The sequence below is a fragment of the Pseudophaeobacter sp. 1A09344 genome, from assembly GCF_041008745.1.
GTDB lineage: Bacteria > Pseudomonadota > Alphaproteobacteria > Rhodobacterales > Rhodobacteraceae > Phycobacter > Phycobacter gallaeciensis_A.
Genome location: NZ_JAXGFS010000009.1, coordinates 101,072 through 120,838, shown reverse-complemented (window position 1 = coordinate 120,838; position 19,767 = coordinate 101,072). Strand labels below are relative to the sequence as shown.

21 protein-coding genes are annotated in these 19,767 nt (G+C 64.2%); 9 read left to right on the top strand and 12 right to left on the bottom strand.

The annotated features are described in order from the left end of the window. Window positions 1-61: 61 nt before the first annotated feature. Complete coding sequence (locus SM765_RS16095; RefSeq protein WP_274837974.1) at window positions 62-2,434, bottom strand: mechanosensitive ion channel family protein; 2,373 nt, start codon at window positions 2,432-2,434, stop codon at window positions 62-64. 221 nt (window positions 2,435-2,655) lie between these two features. Here SM765_RS16095 and SM765_RS16090 point away from each other — a divergent pair, with 221 nt between their 5' ends. The 7 genes from SM765_RS16090 to SM765_RS16060 are packed head-to-tail and all read left to right on the top strand — an operon-like array spanning window position 2,656 to window position 9,169. Continuing rightward, complete coding sequence (locus tag SM765_RS16090) at window positions 2,656-3,882, top strand: glycosyltransferase family protein (RefSeq protein WP_274835372.1); 1,227 nt, start codon at window positions 2,656-2,658, stop codon at window positions 3,880-3,882. Next, a complete protein-coding gene (locus tag SM765_RS16085; protein WP_274837973.1) occupies window positions 3,879-5,123 on the top strand; it encodes a glycosyltransferase family 4 protein in 1,245 nt (414 codons plus the stop codon). The genes SM765_RS16090 and SM765_RS16085 overlap by 4 nt, the downstream gene beginning before the upstream one ends. Beyond that, on the top strand, window positions 5,120-6,208 hold the full coding sequence (locus tag SM765_RS16080; protein ID WP_274837972.1) for a glycosyltransferase family 4 protein: 1,089 nt from the start codon (window positions 5,120-5,122) through the stop codon (window positions 6,206-6,208). The genes SM765_RS16085 and SM765_RS16080 overlap by 4 nt, the downstream gene beginning before the upstream one ends. Continuing rightward, window positions 6,205-6,792, top strand: a complete 588-nt coding sequence (locus tag SM765_RS16075) for a histidine phosphatase family protein (RefSeq protein ID WP_274831570.1) — start codon at window positions 6,205-6,207, stop codon at window positions 6,790-6,792. The genes SM765_RS16080 and SM765_RS16075 overlap by 4 nt, the downstream gene beginning before the upstream one ends. Next, window positions 6,789-7,925: a glycosyltransferase family protein gene (locus SM765_RS16070; protein ID WP_274837971.1), complete on the top strand. Its 1,137-nt coding sequence runs from the start codon at window positions 6,789-6,791 to the stop codon at window positions 7,923-7,925. The genes SM765_RS16075 and SM765_RS16070 overlap by 4 nt, the downstream gene beginning before the upstream one ends. An 8-nt stretch (window positions 7,926-7,933) precedes the next feature. Further along, window positions 7,934-8,692 (top strand): polysaccharide deacetylase family protein, encoded by a 759-nt coding sequence (locus tag SM765_RS16065; protein ID WP_274838032.1) that lies wholly within the window; start codon window positions 7,934-7,936, stop codon window positions 8,690-8,692. Continuing rightward, window positions 8,693-9,169, top strand: a complete 477-nt coding sequence (locus SM765_RS16060; protein WP_274835377.1) for a class I SAM-dependent methyltransferase — start codon at window positions 8,693-8,695, stop codon at window positions 9,167-9,169. Window positions 9,170-9,253: 84 nt separating this feature from the next. On the opposite strand, the gene SM765_RS16055 is transcribed toward SM765_RS16060, so the two are convergent. Continuing rightward, entirely contained in the window at window positions 9,254-10,396 is a 1,143-nt protein-coding gene (locus SM765_RS16055; RefSeq protein WP_274835378.1) for an alpha-D-ribose 1-methylphosphonate 5-triphosphate diphosphatase, read from the bottom strand. A gap of 52 nt (window positions 10,397-10,448) precedes the next feature. Here SM765_RS16055 and SM765_RS16050 point away from each other — a divergent pair, with 52 nt between their 5' ends. Then, entirely contained in the window at window positions 10,449-11,132 is a 684-nt protein-coding gene (locus tag SM765_RS16050) for a DUF1045 domain-containing protein (protein WP_274837970.1), read from the top strand. On the opposite strand, the gene phnN is transcribed toward SM765_RS16050, so the two are convergent. The 7 genes from phnN to phnG form a co-directional block, all read right to left on the bottom strand. Beyond that, a complete protein-coding gene (gene phnN, locus SM765_RS16045; RefSeq protein ID WP_274837969.1) occupies window positions 11,114-11,674 on the bottom strand; it encodes a phosphonate metabolism protein/1,5-bisphosphokinase (PRPP-forming) PhnN in 561 nt (186 codons plus the stop codon). The two genes, SM765_RS16050 and phnN, sit on opposite strands and share 19 nt — an antisense overlap. Then, entirely contained in the window at window positions 11,671-12,354 is a 684-nt protein-coding gene (gene phnL, locus SM765_RS16040; RefSeq protein ID WP_274835381.1) for a phosphonate C-P lyase system protein PhnL, read from the bottom strand. The genes phnN and phnL overlap by 4 nt, the downstream gene beginning before the upstream one ends. Before the next feature lie 10 nt (window positions 12,355-12,364). Then, complete coding sequence (gene phnK, locus SM765_RS16035) at window positions 12,365-13,135, bottom strand: phosphonate C-P lyase system protein PhnK (RefSeq protein ID WP_192964531.1); 771 nt, start codon at window positions 13,133-13,135, stop codon at window positions 12,365-12,367. Then, the gene (locus SM765_RS16030; protein ID WP_274831577.1) at window positions 13,132-13,992 is read right to left on the bottom strand and encodes an alpha-D-ribose 1-methylphosphonate 5-phosphate C-P-lyase PhnJ; all 861 of its coding nucleotides are present in this window, start codon (window positions 13,990-13,992) and stop codon (window positions 13,132-13,134) included. The genes phnK and SM765_RS16030 overlap by 4 nt, the downstream gene beginning before the upstream one ends. A 114-nt stretch (window positions 13,993-14,106) precedes the next feature. Next, complete coding sequence (locus SM765_RS16025) at window positions 14,107-15,207, bottom strand: carbon-phosphorus lyase complex subunit (RefSeq protein ID WP_274837968.1); 1,101 nt, start codon at window positions 15,205-15,207, stop codon at window positions 14,107-14,109. 3 nt (window positions 15,208-15,210) lie between these two features. Next, complete coding sequence (gene phnH / locus SM765_RS16020; protein WP_274829500.1) at window positions 15,211-15,795, bottom strand: phosphonate C-P lyase system protein PhnH; 585 nt, start codon at window positions 15,793-15,795, stop codon at window positions 15,211-15,213. Then, window positions 15,795-16,259, bottom strand: a complete 465-nt coding sequence (phnG, locus tag SM765_RS16015; RefSeq protein WP_274837967.1) for a phosphonate C-P lyase system protein PhnG — start codon at window positions 16,257-16,259, stop codon at window positions 15,795-15,797. The genes phnH and phnG overlap by 1 nt, the downstream gene beginning before the upstream one ends. A gap of 108 nt (window positions 16,260-16,367) precedes the next feature. On the opposite strand from phnG, the gene phnF reads away from it, so the two are divergent. Further along, window positions 16,368-17,081, top strand: coding sequence for a phosphonate metabolism transcriptional regulator PhnF (phnF, locus tag SM765_RS16010; protein ID WP_274837966.1), 714 nt, complete (start codon window positions 16,368-16,370; stop codon window positions 17,079-17,081). A 306-nt stretch (window positions 17,082-17,387) separates the two neighbouring features. Here the strand turns inward: phnF and SM765_RS16005 are convergent, their stop codons facing one another. Genes SM765_RS16005 through SM765_RS15995 form a run of 3 tightly spaced genes read right to left on the bottom strand, consistent with a single transcriptional unit; the run spans window position 17,388 to window position 19,602 of the window. Continuing rightward, entirely contained in the window at window positions 17,388-18,191 is an 804-nt protein-coding gene (locus SM765_RS16005; protein ID WP_274837965.1) for an ABC transporter substrate-binding protein, read from the bottom strand. Continuing rightward, window positions 18,188-18,898: an ATP-binding cassette domain-containing protein gene (locus tag SM765_RS16000; RefSeq protein WP_274837964.1), complete on the bottom strand. Its 711-nt coding sequence runs from the start codon at window positions 18,896-18,898 to the stop codon at window positions 18,188-18,190. The genes SM765_RS16005 and SM765_RS16000 overlap by 4 nt, the downstream gene beginning before the upstream one ends. Beyond that, entirely contained in the window at window positions 18,898-19,602 is a 705-nt protein-coding gene (locus tag SM765_RS15995; protein ID WP_065272274.1) for an ABC transporter permease, read from the bottom strand. Before SM765_RS15995 ends, SM765_RS16000 begins: the two co-directional genes overlap by 1 nt. Between the last annotated feature and the right edge of the window lie 165 nt (window positions 19,603-19,767).

The following is a 19,767-nucleotide window of genomic DNA, read 5'->3' as shown; positions in this document are numbered from 1 at the left end:
GCGGGGGCGGGAGCGCCCCGTTCTCACGCACCGCGAATTTCAGAATTTATGCAGCACAGACCTATCGGTCGTCGCCGCCCCTGCCCTCATCGGCGTCCAGAAGATCGGCATCAATCGCCGCCTGCACGGCCCCCGCCGCCGCCTCCTTTTGCTGCGGGGTCAGGTTCTCGTTCTGATCCTCCGCAAGGCGCACCGTGACCTCGCGATGAGCGAACTTGATGCCTTCACGTGCGAACAGCTGGCGGATTTCCTCGTAGACCTTCTTGCGCACCAGCCACTGATCGCCCGGTTTGGTCATGAATTTCACCCGGATGATCATCGCCGAATCCTGCATCTCGATGACGCCCTGGGATTTCAGCGGCTGGATGAAATTGTCGCCAATGACCGGATCGTCCAACAGCTCCTGCCCCAGTTTCTTGATCAGCTTGCGGACCTTTTCCACATCGGTGTCATAGGTCACCCGCAAGGGCAGCTTCATCATCACCCAGTCGCGGGAATAGTTGGTCAGCACCCGGATTTCGCCAAAGGGAATGGTGTGCAGCGCGCCCAGATGGTGGCGCAACTGGAAGGACCGGACCGAGATCTTCTCGACCGTGCCTTTCACGTCGCCGATGTCGATATACTCACCCTTGCGAAAGGCATCATCGACCAGAAAGAAGGCGCCGGAAAAGATATCCCGCACCAGCGTCTGTGAGCCAAAGCCCACCGCCAGACCGACAACACCTGCACCGGCGAACAGCGGACTGACGTTGATCCCCAGTTGCATCAGCAGGATCAGAGCAATCGACACCACGACCACCGCCAGAATGGCGCCCCGGAACAGCGGCAGCAGCGTGGCAAGCCGACTGGCCCCGCCTGCGCCGCCTTCATCGCCCAGCTCGCTCTCGGGCATATCGCCAACTTCCTCGTCGATCTTGCTGTCGATCCAGATCCGCGAGACGCTGTAGATGATATAGCCGAGGAACAGGATCACCACGATGTCAAAGATCCGGTCGATGGCCGAATTGTCAGTCCAGTCGATGTCCGGGTTCCACACATAGATCAACGCCAGCGCCCCACCGACAAAGGCCAGAACCCCGGCAACCCTGCGCGCCAGATCCTCATAGGTGGCAATCGGGTGGCGCTTTCGCATCGAAGCGGCGGCCACCTCATCTGCTTCTTCAGCCTCCCCGTCAGGGCCATCGGCGTCTTGCGCATCGCTGTCCTCTGGCTGAACCATTTGCGCGGGAAGACGCCGCCTGTCGGCATAGACTTCGATCCCGTAGTTGATGATCCCATAGACCACCAGGATCGAGGTCAGCACCATATAGGTGCCCGCCATCAGCGGGATCGACATCTCCCGCTCCAGCACCAGATCAAAGGCCAGTTGAAGCCAGCCAAAGACGATATAGGCCACGACCGCAGGCGCCCAGGCCACCGACAGCAGCCGCACCAGCCAGGAGCATTCCTCAGCATCGCGGCCCGCGCGGATGGCACGGCTGATGGCTCCCGCGTTAAAGGCGACAAGTGCCAGATTGCCGACAATCCCCAAAAGCGCCAACCCGCCATAGACGATGGCATAGACGTTGTAAGTCAGCCCGAAATCCCCGACCCAGGCGGCAAAGACGAGGGTCGAAATATCATAGGTCGCCAGCACCGAAGCCCAGATATAAAGCCGTTTGGCATCCCGGTCGGAAAATGCCGGTATCCGGTATTGGCTAAGGTAGGGCGACAGCACCATGCGCCACAGGTCCGATATGGTCCGGGACAGGAAAAAGGCGGTATAGATCGCCAGCACCGTCAGCCGCACCGACGAATTGCCTGAGGAACCCAGCACAAGATAGGATCCCAGCAGCGCGATCCCCATCGAAAAGATCGTTCCCCCGACGCCCAGCAGGAAGCGAAAAAACAAAAACGGCATTTTCTCGCGATAGCCTTCGGGCTTTTCCTTGGTGCGGGCCACCACGTGGTGCAGCGCAAACCTCTTGCCGTAGAGCTCAACGGTGACCCAGCGCCCCAGAAACAGGAACAGGAGGCTCCAGAACAGGATTTCCGCATAGGTGGCGATCCGGCCATCGGGGCTGGTCTGGCGCAGGATGTATTTCATCTCAAAGATGGAATAGGGCAGCGCCTCCAAACGACTGCGCAATTCGGCCCGGAAGATATCCATCTCCGACTGGGCTTTCATCAGCATCGATGCACCTTCCATCTTGGCATCGTGTTCGCTGATGGCCTGTTCCGCAGCCCCGTCCTGTGCGCGGGCGCCACCGCTGTCGACGATGATCACATCAACGCCGCTTTCGGCAGCCAGCTCGATGGCCCGGGCGATCGGATCCTCGCCGTTGTCAGCCGCCGTCTGCGCATGTCCTGTGCCCGCAGTCCCGATGACCAGCGCACACAGAAGAAACAGGGCAAACAACCCCGGGAGAAGCCGCCGGACGGGAATGAAGTTCATGGTCTGAAATCCTCAGGACAGTTCAAACCAGACTAGCCAGCGCCCCCAGTCGGCGCAATTGCCCTACTGCAACAACAGCGGAACGATTTTGGCACATCGCGGTGACGCGCGGGGCTTTAGCTGCCATTTGTTGCGCAATCGGGACCGCAAAGGCCGATCGCCCTTGATTTCGGCGCCTGCCTATTGCACCACCCTGATAATACACCTGTTCAGGCGACCCTATGAAAGATCAGACAAGCTCCACCGCCGACAGGGAAAACGGCGCCCGCAGCCCCCGAGTCATGCTCTACAGTCATGACACCTTCGGGCTGGGCCACCTGCGCAGATCGCGGGCGCTTGCCGGAGCGATTACCGCCGCCGATCCTTCTGCGTCGGCGCTGATCCTGACCGGTTCACCAGTTGCCGGGCGGTTTGCCTTTCCCAGCCGGGTCGATCACATGCGCCTGCCCGGGGTGATCAAACGCTCCGACGGCAGCTATGCTTCGCGCACCATGGGGATGAGCATCGAGGAAACCACCGAGATGCGCGCCGGGCTGATCCGCTCCATGGCGCAGCAATACGATCCCGACGTGCTGATCGTCGACAAGGAGCCAACCGGTTTCCGCGGCGAGCTGATGCCCGCGCTGGAATGTCTGCGCAGCCGCGGCCATTGCAAGCTGGTGCTGGGCCTGCGCGATGTTCTGGACGAACCCGAAGTTCTAGCTGCGGAATGGGAACGCAAGAACGCGGTTCCGGTGACCGAACAATTTTACGACGAAATCTGGGTCTATGGTCTCAGCTCGGTCTATGACCCCACGCAGGGGCTGGATCTGTCGCCCGAGGCCCGCGCCCGCATGCACTGGACCGGCTATCTGCGGCGCGATCTGGGCCAGATCGGTGAACCGCCCGAACAGCCCTATATCCTGATCACCCCCGGCGGTGGTGGCGACGGGGCGATGATGGTGGATCTGGTGCTTTCGGCCTATGAACGGGACCCAAACCTCAGCCCGCGTGCCGTGCTGGTCTATGGCCCCTTCCTGTCCGGAGAAACCCGCGAGGCGTTTGAGGCCCGCGTTGCCGCGCTGGATGGCCGCGTCACCAGCGTTGGTTTCGAAAGCCGGATCGAAACCCTGTTTGCAGGCGCCTGCGGCGTGGTTTGCATGGGCGGCTACAACACCTTCTGCGAGGTCCTGTCCTTTGACAAACCTGCGGTGATCGTGCCCCGTACCACGCCGCGTCTGGAACAGTGGATCCGCGCCAGCCGCGCCGAGGAACTGGGCCTTGTTTCCATGCTGGACGAAGACCGCGATGGCTGGACCCCCGAGGCGATGATCCGCGCGATAGACGCGTTGAAGGATCAAAAATCCCCCTCTGCCGCTTTTGGCGAAGGGTTCCTCGACGGGCTCGATTATGTCACCCACCGGGTGAGCGCCCTGCTGCAGGACGCGCCGCGAAAGGCAACCGAATGACCACAAACCGGCCACCGCTTGCGGTGCTGGTCAAGGGCTGGCCGCGCCTGTCCGAGACCTTTATCGCGCAGGAGCTTGTCGCGTTGGAGGCCGCGGGCCACAGTTTCGAAATCTGGTCCCTGCGCCACCCCACCGATGTCAAACGCCACCCGCTGCACGACCGTTTGCAGGCACAGGTGAACTACCTTCCCGAATACCTCTATCAAGAGCCGGAGCGCGTCTGGCGCGCCCGCGAGACGGCGCAAAAGCTGCCGGGCTACGCCGAGGCCCGGCGGATCTGGCGCGCCGACCTGCGCCGCGACCCCAGCCGCAACCGCATCCGCCGGTTTGGCCAGGCCTGCGTGCTGGCCGCCGAAATGCCGGACGCGGTGCTGGGGCTTTACGCCCATTTCCTGCACACGCCGTCCTCGGTGGCGCGCTATGCGGCGATCATGCGTGGCCTGCCGTGGAGCTTCTCCGCCCATGCCAAGGACATCTGGACCTCTCCTGATTGGGAGATCCGTGAAAAACTGTCCAGCGCCGATCACGGCGCTACCTTCGGCGCCACCTGTACTGCCTTTGGCGCCCAGCACCTGCGCGATATGTCGGACGATCCGGCGCGCATCGACCTGATCTACCACGGGCTGGACCTCAGCCGGTTTCCCGCCCCGCCCGACCGCATTTGGCGCAAGGCCAGCGATCCGCTGCACCTGATGTCCGTTGGTCGGCTGGTGGAAAAGAAGGGGTTTGACCGGCTGATCGACGCGCTGGCGCTGCTGCCCAAGGATCTGGACTGGCATTGGACCCATATCGGCGGCGGCGGCCTTGGCGATCTGTTGCAGGGCATGGCCGAGGACGCGGGCGTTGCAGACCGCATCACCTGGCGCGGCGCCTGCGACCAGCCCGAGGTGATCGAGGCGATGCGCCAGAGCGATATCTTCGTCCTGCCCAGTCGCGTTGCCGCAGATGGCGACCGCGACGGGCTGCCGAACGTGCTGATGGAAGCCGCCTCGCAGCGGCTGCCGATCCTGTCGACGCCCGTCTCTGCCATCCCCGAATTCATCGACAGCGGCACCCATGGTCTGCTCAGCGACGATGCGCCCGCAGCGCTGGCAGGCGCCATCTGCAAGATGGCCGAGGACCCAGAGAAGACCGCCGCCATGGCCGAAGCCGCGCTCCAGCGCCTGCGCCGTGACTTTGGCATGGATCCGGGCATTGCCCGCCTTTCCGAACGCCTCAGCGCCATGCTGAACGGCGCATGACCAGCGGCAGCGGCAAACACATCGCCTTTTATGCGCCGATGAAATCGCCGCGCAGCCCGGTGCCCTCGGGCGACCGGGAAGTGGCCCGCAACCTGATGGATGTGTTTGCCGCAGGCGGCGCCCGCGTCGATCTGGTCAGCGAGCTGCGCATCTATGACAAGACAGGCGATGCGGAATGGCAGAACGACCTGCAAGAGGCCGCCCGGCAAGAGGTTCGTCGCCTGCTGGACGAGATGCCGCCCGTGGATCTCTGGGTGACCTACCACAACTACTACAAGGCGCCGGACCTGATCGGGCCTGCCGTGGCCCGCGCCCGTTCCATTCCCTATGTGCAGATCGAAAGCACCCGCGCCACCAGTCGCCTGACGGGCCACTGGGCCGGGTTTGCCAAGGCCGCCCATGACGCTGCCGATGCGGCCGATACCGTCTTCTATTTCACTGCCAATGACCTGATCACTCTGGAGCGCGAGCGCTTTGGCAGCCAGGCGCTGGTGCACCTGCCGCCCTTCCTGCCGCAAGGCGCGCTGCCGGAGCCATCGACGCTGGACGGTCCCATGCTCAGCGTCGGCATGATGCGCGCCGGGGACAAGCTGTCCTCGTATCGCATCATTGCGGAAACGCTCAGCCATCTTGAGGGCGACTGGCAGCTTGAGATCGCAGGCGATGGCCCCGCCCGCCCCGAGGTCGAGGCGATGATGGCGCCCTTTGGCGACCGTGTGCAGTTTCTGGGACAGCTGGATCGCGACGGCCTGACGGCCGCCTATGGGCGCGCCAGCCTGTTCTTCTGGCCTGGCGTCAACGAGGCCTTTGGCATGGCCTATCTTGAGGCACAGGCCCACGGCCTGCCCGTGGTGGCGCAGGATCGTCCCGGCATGCGCGACGTGCTCACCCCTGCCGCATACCCGGCACCGGAAGAGGGGCCAGAGGCGCTGGCAGAGCAGATCAACGCCCTGCTGACCGATTCCGATCTGCGCGCCCGCCGCAGCGCCGAGGCGCGCCAGATGGTCGCCACAACCCACCTTGCCCCCGCCGCAAGCGCCCGTTTCTGGGCCGCTGTGACCCCGTTGATGGAGGCCCGCCCATGATCCGTCTTGCCCTTTTGCGCCATGGTCATACCGACTGGAACCGCGCGGGCCGCATTCAGGGCCGCAGCGATATTGCGCTGGATGATACCGCCCGCAGCGAGCTGGCCGCGCAGGCGCTGCCCGCGCCCTGGGATGCGGCGGATCTGTGGTCCAGCCCGCTGCTGCGCGCCGCCGAAACCGCGAAACTGGTGGCCGGGCGCGATCCTCAAACGGCGCCCGAGCTGATTGAAATGGACTGGGGCGACTGGGAAGGTCTGCGCGGGATCGACCTCAAGGCCGACCCGAAAAGCGGCTTTCGCGATATCGAGCACTGGGGCTGGGACTACCGCCCCCCCGGCGGCGAGACCCCGGCCGAGGTCTGGGAACGTATCGCGCCCTGGCTGCAACGCCTCACCCGGGACACGGTCGCGGTCTGCCATATCGGGATCATGCGGATGATCCTGGCGCGCGCTTATGGCTGGGACTTCGACGGTCCGGCGCCCTTCCGGATCAAGCGCAACCGCCTCTTCGTGGTGGAAATCGACGGCGACGCCCTGCGCCCGCAGCCCGATCCCATCCGCCTGATCCCGAAAGAGCCGCAATGAAGGTCCTGATCGCAGTCACCCATCTACTGGGCACCGGCCATCTGTCACGGGCGCTGACGCTGGGCCGGGCCTTTGCCGCAGCGGGCCATCAGGTCCGCGTGGCCTCGGGTGGATTTCCGGCACCGCAGCTGAGCCTTGCGGGGCTGGATCTGGTGCAACTGCCTCCGCTGCGCTCGGACGGAGTGGATTTCACCCGACTGCTGACTGCCGATGGGGCCGTGGCGGATGATGCCTATCACGAGACCCGGCAAACTGCCCTTTGCGAGGCCCTGCGCGAGATGCAGCCCGATGTGCTGATCACCGAGCTTTTCCCCTTTGGCCGCCGCAGCCTGAAGGGAGAGTTTCTGTCACTGCTGAAGGCCGCCCACGCCCTGCCGAACCGGCCCGTAGTGCTGGCCTCGATCCGCGATATTCTGGCGCCGCCCTCCAAGCCCAAAAAGGCGGTAGAGGCAGACGCGGTGATCGCGGAGTTCTACGATGCAGTGCTGGTGCATTCCGACCCCGCCGCCACCCGGCTGAATATCAGCTGGCCGGTCTCGGAGATGCTGGCGGGCAAGCTGCGCTATACCGGTTACGTGGCGCCTCCAGCCGCCCTACCGCACCCCGAACAGGCAGGCGCGGGTGAGGTGCTGGTCAGCGCCGGCGGCGGCAGTGTTGGCGATGCCTTATATGACACCGCGCTGGAGGCCGCGCAGCAGTCGCCCGATATCACGTGGCGGCTTTTGGTCGGCGGCAGCGACGCGGCAGAACGGATCGCGCGGTTCACGGCCAAAGGCTCCCGCGCCATCATCGAAGCCGCCCGCCCCGATTTCCGACAGATGCTGTGCCACGCCGCCGCCTCGGTCAGCATGTGCGGCTACAACACCGCGCTGGACCTGCTGCAGGCGGGTAGCCCCGCCGTTCTTGTGCCCTTTGATGCGGGCAAGGAAGTGGAACAATCCCTGCGCGCCGAGAGCCTTGCGCCGCTAAGCGGTATCGCGGTGCTGAAGACCGCCGATCTGACGCCCAGCGCGCTGGTACAGGCGGTGAAACGCGTGATGGCCGAGGCGCCGCGCGCCACCGACCGCTTCCGGTTTGACGGCGCCGCCAGAACGGTAGAGATTGCTGCCGAACTGGCAGGAGACCGTCGATGACCCCGGCAATCACCCCGGATTGGAGCGCGCTGGATCAGGAGCTTGAGGCCTGGCAGCAGGCCGGATTGCAGCTCCCCCTGTGGTGGCGCGATGATGACGCCACCGAGGTCACGCCGCAACTGCAGCAGCTGACAGAAACCGCGCAGCGGCTGGGTCTGCCGGTGCATCTGGCGATCATCCCACGGGACGCCCAGCCGGAACTGGCCGCGCATCTGCAGAACACGGCTGATCTGATCCCCGTGGTGCATGGCTGGGCTCATAAAAGCCACGCCCCGGAGGGCGAGAAAAAGGCCGAGTTCGGTGCCCACCGTCCGGTGCAGGACATGCTTGGAGAGGCCGAAGCCGGGTTGGAGCGGCTGAAGAGCTCCTTCGGATCCAGCCTGCGCCCGATGTTCGTGCCGCCCTGGAACCGTATCGCGCCCGAGATCCTGCCCTGGATGGCGGGCCTTGGCTATTGCGCCCTGTCGACCTTTACCCCGCGCTCCCGGACCAAGGCCGCGCCGGGACTTGTACAGATCAACACGCATCTGGACCCGATCGACTGGAAGGGCAGCCGGTCATTGCTGCCCGAGGCGCAGCTGATCGCCCAGGTCGCATCGCAGCTGAAAGACCGCCGCCAGGGCCGCGCCGACACCCGCGAGCCCTATGGCATCCTGACCCACCATCTGGTGCATGACGACCGGATCTGGGGGTTTACCGAAACTTTGATTGCACGTCTTCTGGCCGGGCCCGCCATGGCCTGGACCTATGACGAAAGGATTTCCTGAATGAGCCGACTGGATTCGATGCTGCGCCGCCTGACCGCGCAACGGGACGGGCTGAACTGGGCCGCTGAGCAGATCACGGATGTTCCCGGCGACGCGCTGGACATGGGGTTGGGCAACGGACGCACCTATGACCACCTGCGCGAGATCCTGCCGGACCGCCGCATCTGGGTGATCGACCGGGTGCTGCAATGCCACCCTTCCTGCGTGCCGCCCGAAAAGGATTTCCTGCAAGGCGAAGCCGAACCCATGCTGCAGCGCCTTGCGGCTGAGGGCCACAAGATCGTGCTGGCGCACTATGATTTCGGCTTTGGCGTCAAGGAAAAGGACGTCGCCGAGGCTGCTGCCATGTCGCCGGTCATTGCCTCCGTCATGGCGCCGGGCGGTATCATCGTCTCGGGCCAGCCTCTGGTGGGTTTTGAGGAGCTGGACGGCCCAGAAGGCATCCCCGAAGGCCGCTACATGTTCTACCGCGCCTGACGCGCCGCCCAACGGCGTTCACCGAAACAAAAGGCCCCGATGCGCTTTGCGCCGTGGCCTTAATACATGAAGCTGAGTTGTTTTTCAGGCCACCCGCTGACCACGGGAATAGACGCCCTGCAGGGCAGGCACACCAGCACGCATGGCAAAGCGGATCAGATCCGCGCGTTTGCCGACCTCCAGCGCCCCGCGATCCTTCAGACCCACCGCCTTGGCCGGGGCGCTGGTGACGGTGGCGAGCCCCCGCGCCATGTCGCCCCAGATCTCTCCCAGACGCGCCGCCGCCAGCAAGAGCGCCGCAGGCACATAATCGGAGGAGACGATATCCAAAAGGTCCAGCTCGGCCAGCTCCTGCGCCGCCACATTGCCCGAATGCGAGCCGCCGCGGATCAGATTCGGCGCCCCCATCATCACCTGGATGTCATGAGCATGGCAGGCACGGGCGGCTTCGACCGTGGTGGGGAATTCGGCCAGACGGATACCGTGACCGGCCGAGACGGCGACCTGATCCTCGGTGGTGTCGTCATGGCTGGCCAGCACCGCACCAAACCGCTGCGCGGCCTTCACCGCCTCGACCTCATGCAGATCGCCATAGGTGTCGCGCATGGTCTTGAGGTTCGCGATATGCTGCAGGAAGGCATCATCATCAAACCCGTGCTTGCCCTTCACATAGGCCTCGAGTTTCGAAATATCGCGGAACTGGCGCTGCCCCGGCGTGTGGTCCATCAGCGAGACCAGACCGACGCGGTCCTCATCCGTGAACTCGTTCAGCTCGTCCACTAGTGTCTCCGAACAGACCTCGGCCCGCAGGTGCAGGAAATGGCTGATCTTGAGCGCATCCTTGCCGCGCAGTTCCAGTAGTTCAGAGGCCAGACTACGGGCGTATTGACCATATCGCGCCTCCTTGCTCTTGATCGAACCGACCCGCATCGCATCGAAGACCGTGGTGATCCCGGTGCCCGCCAGCTCCGCATCATGAGCGATGATCGCGGCGGCATGGGGCCAGTCCACCTTGGGGCGGGGCTGGATGTGGCGCTCCAGATTGTCGGTGTGCAGCTCGATCAGGCCGGGACTGACGAAATCGCCGCCGCAATCCACCGCGCCGGTGGGCACGCCCGCCCCCTCGGCTATATCCGCGATCTCTCCGTCCTTGATCCTGAGGCTGCCGATGCGGGTTTCGCCGGGCAGAACAAGGGTGGCATTGGCAAGGATCATCTCTTGTGTCATCTGGATTTCACATCTTTCGAGGTATTGGAAAGGCCACGTTTAGGAGGCCAATGTGACATTCACGCGATACGCGATCTATTTTGCGCCGCCCCAAGGGGCGGAATGGAGCCGGTTCGGAGCCAGCTGGCTGGGCTGGGATATGGAGACCGGGGAGGCGCTGCCGCACCCCGAAGTCAACGGGCTGGACGTCGCAGCGATCACCGCAACGCCGCGCAAATATGGCCTGCATGCGACGATGAAACCGCCGATGCGACTGGCAAAGGGGTGTTCCCTGGCCGATCTGGAGGCTGCCTGCGCCACGCTGGCCGCTACACAGGCGCCGGTCACATTGGACGGGTTGCAACTGGCGCGGCTGGGCCGGTTTCTGGCGCTGCGCCCCTTGGGCGATGAAAGCGCGCTCAATGCGCTGGCTGCCGCCTGCGTGCGCGATCTCGACGCCTTTCGCGCCCCCGCCCCTGAGGCGGAGCTGGCCCGCCGCCGCGCGAACGGACTCAGCCCCGAGCAGGACCAGAACCTTGTAACCTGGGGCTACCCATACGTTTTGGATCAATTCCGCTTTCACATCACCCTGAGTGGCAAGCTGCCCAAGCCGGAGCTGCCCAGCGTCGAGGCTGCCTTGCAGGCGCATCTGATCCCGCTCTTGCCCACGCCCTTCGTGATCAAGGATCTGGCGCTGATGGGCGAAGATACCGAGGGACGTTTTCACCTGATCCACCGCTACGCCCTGACCGGCTGAATTGCGGCGCGGGCGGCCATGACCGCCGCGCCAAGATCGCCGCTGTTGTCGATCTCATGGACCTGGGCCAGCCCCGCAGGCAGGGGTTTGCTCGCGCGGGCAAGTCGACGCTGCACCTCGGCGGCATCCTCGCGCCCGCGCGCCGCCAGCCGGGCGGCCAGCACCTCGGGGCGGGCGGTGACGGAGAGCACCCGGAAATCGTCAAACGTCGCCTGCGCCTCAAGCAGCACCCCGCGAGACAGGTTGACCAGAACACCGCTGGCGCCGTGGCGCAGCGTTTCGATCTCTTTCAGGATGCCATATTGCAGCCCATGCGCCGCCCAATGCAGGGCAAAGACGCCGTCCTGCACAAGCGCTTCGAACTCCGCCTCGGTGACAGCGGTGTAATCCTCGCCGCCCGCCTCGGGCGCGCGGGTGATCACCCGGCGCATCAGCAGCACACCGGGATCGGCCTGCTGCAGCGCCGTCATCAGGCTGTCCTTGCCAACGCCCGAGGGGCCGACGACGGCGATCACCGGCCCTTTTCGTGCGGGCACCTTCATGCGGCGGCCTTGGGTGCAAAGCCCGAGACATCAATGAAGTGATCGCAGACCTGATCCCGCGCGGCCTCATCATGGAAAATGCCGATGATGGCGGCGCCGCGCGCCTTGGCGCCTTCGATCAGGCCCAGCACCGTTGCGCGGTTCTGCGCATCCAGACTGGCCGTCGGCTCATCCAGCAAAAGCGCCGGGTAGTCATAGGCAAAGCCGCGCGCGATGTTCACGCGCTGCTGCTCACCACCAGAAAATGTGGTGGGGCTAAGGCTCCAGAGCCGGTCCGGGATATTTAGGCCCGTCAAGAGCTGCGCCGCCTTTTCGCGTGCCTCTTCAATGGGGGTGCCCACCGCCAACAGCGGATCCGCCACCACATCAAGGGCAGGCACACGCGGCACCACCCGCAGGAACTGGCTGACATAGCCCAGCGTCTTGCGGCGCAGCGCGAGGATCTCGCGCGGCTCGGCCTGTGCCACATCGGTGCCGCCCACCATGATACTGCCGCTGGCAGCCAGGTAGTTACCGTAAATGAGCCGCATCAGGGTCGATTTCCCAGCCCCCGAGGCCCCCACCAGTCCGACGCATTCGCCGGGTTTGACGGAAAGCGTGGCGCCCTCCATCACCGGGATCACTGCGCTGCCCTGGTTGTGCAGGGTGAAGCTTTTGCTGACGTTTTGAAGTTCGATCATCACTTTACCCTCACACCTGCAACACGCTGGAGACCAGCAGCTGCGTATAGCCATGTTGCGGATCGTCCAGCACCTGATCGGTCAGACCCGTTTCCACCACATGGCCGTCCTTCATCACCATCAACCGGTCCGCCAGAAGACGCACCACCGCCAGATCGTGGGTGACAATGATGGCGCTGAGACCCATCTCGCGCACGAGGCCCCGCAACAGATCCAGAAGCCGCGCCTGCACGGACACATCCAGGCCCCCGGTGGGTTCATCCATGAACACCAGCCTTGGACCGGTCACCAGGTTGCGGGCGATCTGGAGCCGCTGCTGCATGCCGCCGGAAAAGGCCGAGGGGCGGTCATCAATGCGGGCATCGGAAATCTCCACCCGGCCCAGCCAGTCGGCAGCGCGGGCGCGGATATCACCATAGTGACGATCGCCAACCGCCATCAGCCGCTCACCGATGTTGCCGCCCGCTGAGACCGACATGCGCAGCCCGTCGCGGGCGTGCTGGTGGACAAAGGCCCAGTCGGTACGCCCCAGCATCCGGCGCGCGGGTTCCGACATGGTGACCGTATCCACCGGCCCATCGGCGCGGGTGTCAAACACCACCTCACCCCGGTCCGGCGCCAGATGCCCGGCAAGGCAGTTCAGAAGGGTGGACTTGCCCGAGCCGCTTTCGCCGACGATGCCCATCACCTCACCGGGGTACAGGTCAAAGCTCACATCCGTGCAGCCGATCCGCGCGCCATACATCTTGGCAACGTCTTTTACTTGCAGCAAAGGGGTCATGCCGCGGCCTCCTCTCCCAGGCGGCCCACATGGCCTGCCTCGCGCCGCGAACGGCAGTAATCGGTGTCCGAGCAGACAAACATCCGGTTGCCCGCATCATCGAGGATCACCTCATCCAGATAGCTGTCCTCTGCCGCGCAAAGGTCACACGGATGATCGGCCTTGCTGGCCTCGAAGGGGTAATCCTCGAAATCAAGGCTCACGACCGATGTATAGGGCGGCACCGCATAGATGCGCTGCTCGCGGCCCGCGCCGAACAGCTGGATCGCCGCCATCTCCATCTTGGGGTTGTCGAATTTCGGGATCGGCGAAGGGTCCATCACATAGCGATCCGACACCTTCACCGGATAGGCATAGGAGGTCGCGATGGCGCCGTGCTGGCTGATGTCCTCATAGAGCTTCACATGCATCAGGCCATATTCCTGAAGCGCGTGCATCTTGCGCGTCTCGGTCTCGCGCGGCTCAAGAAAGCGCAGCGGTTCCGGGATCGGCACCTGGTAGACGAGGATCTGATCTTCGGAGAGCTGTGCCTCGGGGATACGGTGGCGGGTCTGGATAACGCTGGCCTGTTCCGTCTCCTCGGTGGTGGCAACACCGGCGGTGCGCTCAAAGAACTTGCGGATCGAGACTGCGTTTGTGGTGTCATCGGCGCCCTGGTCGATCACCTTGAAGGTATCATCCGGGGTCAGCGTCGCGGCAGAGACCTGCACGCCGCCGGTGCCCCAGCCATAGGGCATGGGCATTTCACGGCTGGCAAAAGGCACCTGATAGCCCGGCACCGCCAGACCTTTGAGGATCGCCCGGCGGATCATCCGCTTGGTCTGCTCGTCAAGGTATGCAAAGTTGTAGTCAGACATTCTGGGCACCCTTCTTCCGTTTGGCCCGGCATCGCCGGGCCGCGCCCGACCTCCCCCCCGGGAGGGCGCTTCGCCCCCACCCGAGGTCGGGCACTGCCCTGTGTTGCACAAAACTCATTCCGCAGCCTCCCGTGCCGCCATCTGCTCCACCGCCTCGGCGGCTTCTCGGCGCAGCTTGCGCACCAGTTCCAGTTCGGACTGAAAATCGACGTAATGCGGCAGCTTGATATGTTCGAGGAACCCCGTCGCCTGGATATTGTCCGAATGGCTGAGCACGAATTCCTCGTCCTGCGCGGCAGCGCCCAGATTGTCCTCGCCCAGCTCTTTCCAGCGCAGCGCGCGGTCCACCAACGCCATGGCGATGCTCTTGCGCTCTGACTGGCCGAACACCAGACCATAGCCACGAGTGAACTGCGGCGGCACGGTCTTGGAGCCCTTGAACTGGTTCACCGTCTCGCATTCTGTCAGCTCCACCTCGCCGATCTCGATGGCAAATCCCAGCTCCGGGATCTCCATCTCCACCGCCACGCTGCCGATGCGCAGTTCACCGACAAAGGCGTGGTTGCGCGCATAGCCACGCTGGGTGGAATAGGCCATGCCAAGGATGAACCCCTCATCCCCGCGCGTCAGCGATTGCAGCCTGACCGACCGGTCAGCGGGAAAGGCCATCGGCTCGCGCGTCAGGTCCCCGGGCTGGGCATCCGAGCTCGGTTCACGCTCGATGATGTCCTCGCCTTGCAGGAACTCGGTGATATGGGGCGTCGGTTCGGTCCGGGGCGTTGCAGCGGGGGCTTCCGGCACCTCGCCCTCGGCGGCCAGTTTGAAGTCGAGCAAGCGATGCGTGTAGTCGAAGGTCGGCCCCAGCACCTGCCCGCCCGGCGCATCCTTGAAGGTCGCCGAAATGCGCCGGTCGCAGGCCATAGCGCCGGTGTCCACCGGCAGCGTATAGCCAAAGCGCGGCAGGGTGGTGCGATAGGCGCGGATCAGAAATATCGCCTCGATCAGATCGCCGCGCGACTGCTTGATCGCCAGCGCCGCCAGATCGGGATCGAACAGCGATCCTTCGGCCATCACCCGGTTCACCGCCAGCGACAGCTGTTCGCGGATCTGCGCCAGTGACAACTCGGCTACCGAAGCATCGCCGCGACGCTCCTCCGCCAGCCAGGCATGGGCATTGTCGATGGCGCGCTCGCCGCCCTTTACAGCTACATACATGCCTCAGGCCTCCGCACGGATCTGGGTCGAGCGCGGCAGCGCCGCCACCTGAGAGCCAGAGGTGAAAAAGAAATCGACGCCCAAGGGATAAAGCATCGCATTGCCCGCACAGGCCACCGGATCCGGTAGGGCCATCTGCGCTGTGTCCTTGATGCCGGGACCGCTGAGCGTGGCATTGGTCGCATCAAATCCCGCAACCTCGACAATCAGCGTGGTGGAGCGATCCGGGTACTCCGCCGTTCCGATGGGGAAGCGATCGAGCGGCATCAGGGCGCCCCAGCCTCCAAGGGCAAAATCCGCCTGCTCCGCACTGACAATGGGCGCGCCCGTGTGAAAGGTCAGCCAGCCACGCAGGGCCTCGCTGTCCACATCGGGCGCCAGAAAGACGCTGGTTTCGGGATCGCAAAGCGTCAAGAGCAAGCTGCCCGCCGCATGGGAAATCCCCTCGGGCGGGATAGCGCCCGTGATCCCTTGCACCGCGCCGGGGCGCGCCATGGCATTCATCGCCGCGCGAAACCCATGGGCCGAGGCCACCGACGGATTGGCAAAACCACCCGCGTAGACCGTATTGTCCGTCATCTGGTTCATCAGTCCTCTCCCCGCACCATGGTGAAGAAATCGACCTTGGTCGCAGCTGCCTTTGCGGCACGGACCTCTTTGGCCGACGTGCGTTCCTGTTCCAGTGGCGCCAGAATTGCCGTTTGCAGCGCCTCGGCCACATCGGTCTGCATCAGCGCGTCGATCTTGGCGGCCGTCTCGGCCTTGGCCTTGGACCGGCCCTGCACGTAGCCGTGGCCAACCGTGCCGTCGGCCAGCGACAGGGCGCAGCGGGTGACGGTCATCTCGCCGAGGTTGAAGGGCGCGCCGCTGCCGCCCATACGGCCCCGGACCATCACGCCGCCCGCCTCGGGCGTGCGCAGCCAGTCAAAGGCAGGCTCATGATCAAAGGCGCGCCAAAGCCCGGCTAGCCGGGCATCGTCAGCCGAGGCCAGAAGACCCATCCAGGCCTTGCGATCTCTTGTGCGATCCTCTGCGGAAATTGTGGTGTTCATCGTGTCAAAGCCTCTTGGCCGGGTTGTCTACATAAACTATACAACTAGACAAATCATAGGTGACTCGCCTGCAAGGGCGCAAGCCAATCCTTGTGAAAGTTTGATGACATGGCCCGAACCCCGGTCTGGAAATCCATCGCAGGCACATTGACCGACGATATCGCCCAGGGGCGCTATGACACCGGCGACAAGCTGCCAGCCGAGGCGCAGTTGGCGGCGCGCTTCGGTGTCAACCGCCACACGGTGCGCCGCGCTCTGGCGGAAATGGCCGCAGGAGGTCTGGTGCATGCACGGCGCGGCGCCGGGGTGTTTGTTGCCGCCAGACCGACGGATTACCCGATTGGCAAACGGGTGCGTTTTCACCAGAACATCTCCAAAGGCGGGCAGACACCGGCGAAACAGATCCTGACCACCGAAACCCGCGCAGCCTCCGCTGGCGAAGCCGCCGCGCTGGCGCTGCCCCCCGGCGATCCGGTGCATGTCTACGACGGGTTGTCGCTGGCAGATGGGCAGCCGATTGCCCTGTTCCAAAGCATCTTTCCAGCCGAAAGGTTCCCCGAGATGCTCACGGCGCTGGAAGAGACACAATCCGTCACTGCCGCGCTGCAACGCTGCGGCATCGAAGACTATACCCGCCTTGAGACCCGCATCACCGCCCGCCAGGCGACAGCAACACAGGCACTGCACCTGCGCGTCCCCGAAGGCGCCCCGATCCTGCGCACCACCGGCATCAACGTAGACGCAAAGGGTATCCCCATCGAATACGGCCGCACCTGGTTTGCGGGCGACCGGGTGACCCTGACCGTCGGCGGCGACAGTTGACAGAACCTGCTCCCGGATCCGCTGCTCCCGCCCTGCGCAGCGCACGACACATCCAGCCTCCGCCGCTCCGCCAAATCCGGGTCAAGGGCCACGTATGTGGCCGTGCGCATGCACGGTTTACCCTTGAGGCGGCTTTGGCGGAGAGAACACTCGATCTGGCGCCTGAGGGGCAGTCCTGCCCCTCAGGCGCCTCTCAGCAAAGGAAAAGCGCCGCGCGACAGCGCGGCGCCTGGCCCAACCGGGACAACGCATTTTCAAATGCGGCGGCACGGGCGGGAGATCCCCGCGCCGTGGCTCGCACAAGACTTATTGCTTGGCGTTGAACACGAACAGGGTCTCACCGTTGATCTTGTAATCGTTGATCAACGCCTTGGCCTTGTCCGACACCAGCCAGCCTTCCAGCCTCATCGCCAGATCGTTCTTGGCATGCGTGTGTTTCTCCGGGTTCACCGGCAGATAGGCGTATTGGTTGAACAGCACCGGGTCACCCGAGAACAATAGCGCCAGATCCCCCTTGTTGCCAAAGTTCAGCCAGCTGGCACGGTCGGCCATGATATAAGCATTCATCCCCGCTGCCGTGTTGAGCGCCGACCCCATGCCAGCCCCCACTGCGCGGTACCAGTCGCCAAAGCTCCCGGCGTCCAGACCGGCAGCCGCCCAGAGGCTCAGCTCTTTCTTGTGGGTGCCACTGTCATCGCCGCGACTGACAAACAGCGCCTCTGCACCTGCAACCTTCTGCAGGGCATCAACTGCGGTTTCCGCATCCGCAATCCCGGCGCCATCGGTCTTGGGTCCGATAAAGACGAAATCATTGTACATGATCTCGCGGCGATGGGTGCCGTTACCCCCAGCGAGAAAACGCTCTTCGGCCTTTTTCGAATGCACCAGGATCGCATCCACATCGCCCGCTTCGCCCAGGCGGATCGCCTGACCGGTGCCAACGACCAGAAGCTGCACGTCCAGATCCAGATCCTTCTTGATCTCCGGCAGCAGGATCTCCGCCAGCCCGGAATTGTGGAACGAGGTGGTCACCGCCATCTTCATCTCTTCGGCAAAGGATGCGGTGGCCATGACGGCCGAGGCGACAACGCCCAACACCAGATGTTTCATTCTACTATATCTCCTCTCAAGAATGCTTGCCCCTGCGGGGTTTGAGGCCCGGCAAAAAACGCTTCGGCCGGAGCGAACTCGTGAATGCGTCCGCCAATGATGAGGATCACCTCATCCGCCAGCCGCTGCGCCTGACCCATGTTGTGGGTCGACATGATCAGGCGAGTCCCGCTTTGGGCCGCCTCCGTCAGGATCTCTTCGATTTCCCGCGTCGCCCGTCCATCAAGCGAAGCACAGGGTTCGTCCAGAAACAGCACTTCCGGCTCCCGGATCAGCGCCCGGGCCAGCGCCAGCTTCTGCCGCTCACCGCCCGAGAGCAGCACCGCAGGCCGCTCCAGCGCATCGCCCAGATCGATCCGCCGCGCCCAATCCGCGGCCCGCGCCCGGGCCTCTTTCCGCGACACACCGATCAGGCGCAGCGGGTAGGCGATGTTTTCCACCACGGACCGGCGCATCATCACCGGGGTCTGAAACACAAAGGCCTGGCGTTTTTCTGCTTCCGCCCTGGGACAGGCCCAGGTCAGGCTGCCGCCATTGAGCCGCACGACGCCGTGCAGCATCTTCAGAAACGAGGTCTTACCGGCCCCGTTCGGCCCCACCACGATGGTCGCTCCCACGCCTTCCAGCGTCAGGTCCACCGGGCCAACCAGCACCTTGCCGCGCCTGCGCACCACGCCCTGATCCACGGTCAGCGGGAACATCTGCATCACCAGCGTCCCCCGCGTTCGGTATGGCCAATCCAGTGGATCGACAGGTTGACGGCAATCGCCATGCCAATCAGCACAAAGCCAAGGCCCAGAGCCATTGCAAATTCCCCCTTGCCGGTTTCCAACGCGATCGCAGTGGTCAGCACCCGGGTGGCATGGTCGATATTACCGCCCACCACCATGATGGCGCCGACTTCTCCGATGGCGCGGCCAAACCCAGCCAGCGCCGCTGTCAGCAGCGCCCGCCGCCCATCCCACAACAACGCCCGGATCCGCTGACCCTGGGTGGTATTCAGTGAAATCAGCAGATCGTGGTAATCGCTCCACAGCTCGCGCAGGGACTGATGCGCGATCGAGGCCACCAGTGGCACGATGATGATCACCTGAGCGATCACCATCGCCGAGGGCGTGAACAACAGCCCCAGCACCCCCAGCGGCCCGGACCGCGACAGGAAGACATAGACGATCAGCCCGACCACCACCGGCGGCAGCCCCATCAGCGCATTGAGCACCGCAATCGTCGGACGGCGCAGGCGAAACCGGCGGACAGCCAGCAAGGCCGCCAGTGGCAAGGCGATGGCAGAGGCGATGGCAAGGGCGGTCAAAGTGACCCTGAGAGAGCGCAAAGTGATCTCGACCAGATCAGGATCCAGCATCACCACCAGCCAGAACGCCTGGCTCAGACCGTCCCACAGATCAGACATGACGCTTGATTTTCCCCCCGATGGCTTAGGGTTACAGGCCTGTTTCCCTCAGCTTTCCCCAGTGTCAAAACACAGGAAAGCACCCCGAAACAGAAAAAAATGCAGCCGCCCCTGAAAAAGGACAATTTGTCCACTATATCGATGAGTGACTGCGCATCGCCGGAC

Bases quoted from the DNA above. Each gene is read 5' to 3' on its own strand.
- phnN (WP_274837969.1), bottom strand. From the start codon at position 11,674: ATGAAGGTGCCCGCACGAAAAGGGCCGGTGATCGCCGTCGTCGGCCCC.
- SM765_RS16060 (WP_274835377.1), top strand. From the start codon at position 8,693: ATGAGCCGACTGGATTCGATGCTGCGCCGCCTGACCGCGCAACGGGAC.
- SM765_RS16000 (WP_274837964.1), bottom strand. From the start codon at position 18,898: ATGCAGATGTTCCCGCTGACCGTGGATCAGGGCGTGGTGCGCAGGCGC.
- SM765_RS16070 (WP_274837971.1), top strand. From the start codon at position 6,789: ATGAAGGTCCTGATCGCAGTCACCCATCTACTGGGCACCGGCCATCTG.
- SM765_RS16025 (WP_274837968.1), bottom strand. From the start codon at position 15,207: ATGTATGTAGCTGTAAAGGGCGGCGAGCGCGCCATCGACAATGCCCAT.
- SM765_RS16080 (WP_274837972.1), top strand. From the start codon at position 5,120: ATGACCAGCGGCAGCGGCAAACACATCGCCTTTTATGCGCCGATGAAA.
- SM765_RS16095 (WP_274837974.1), bottom strand. From the start codon at position 2,434: ATGAACTTCATTCCCGTCCGGCGGCTTCTCCCGGGGTTGTTTGCCCTG.
- SM765_RS16030 (WP_274831577.1), bottom strand. From the start codon at position 13,992: ATGTCTGACTACAACTTTGCATACCTTGACGAGCAGACCAAGCGGATG.
- SM765_RS16075 (WP_274831570.1), top strand. From the start codon at position 6,205: ATGATCCGTCTTGCCCTTTTGCGCCATGGTCATACCGACTGGAACCGC.
- phnG (WP_274837967.1), bottom strand. From the start codon at position 16,259: ATGAACACCACAATTTCCGCAGAGGATCGCACAAGAGATCGCAAGGCC.
- SM765_RS16090 (WP_274835372.1), top strand. From the start codon at position 2,656: ATGAAAGATCAGACAAGCTCCACCGCCGACAGGGAAAACGGCGCCCGC.
- phnK (WP_192964531.1), bottom strand. From the start codon at position 13,135: ATGACCCCTTTGCTGCAAGTAAAAGACGTTGCCAAGATGTATGGCGCG.
- phnH (WP_274829500.1), bottom strand. From the start codon at position 15,795: ATGAACCAGATGACGGACAATACGGTCTACGCGGGTGGTTTTGCCAAT.
- SM765_RS15995 (WP_065272274.1), bottom strand. From the start codon at position 19,602: ATGTCTGATCTGTGGGACGGTCTGAGCCAGGCGTTCTGGCTGGTGGTG.
- SM765_RS16085 (WP_274837973.1), top strand. From the start codon at position 3,879: ATGACCACAAACCGGCCACCGCTTGCGGTGCTGGTCAAGGGCTGGCCG.
- phnL (WP_274835381.1), bottom strand. From the start codon at position 12,354: ATGATCGAACTTCAAAACGTCAGCAAAAGCTTCACCCTGCACAACCAG.
- SM765_RS16005 (WP_274837965.1), bottom strand. From the start codon at position 18,191: ATGAAACATCTGGTGTTGGGCGTTGTCGCCTCGGCCGTCATGGCCACC.
- phnF (WP_274837966.1), top strand. From the start codon at position 16,368: ATGGCCCGAACCCCGGTCTGGAAATCCATCGCAGGCACATTGACCGAC.
- SM765_RS16055 (WP_274835378.1), bottom strand. From the start codon at position 10,396: ATGACACAAGAGATGATCCTTGCCAATGCCACCCTTGTTCTGCCCGGC.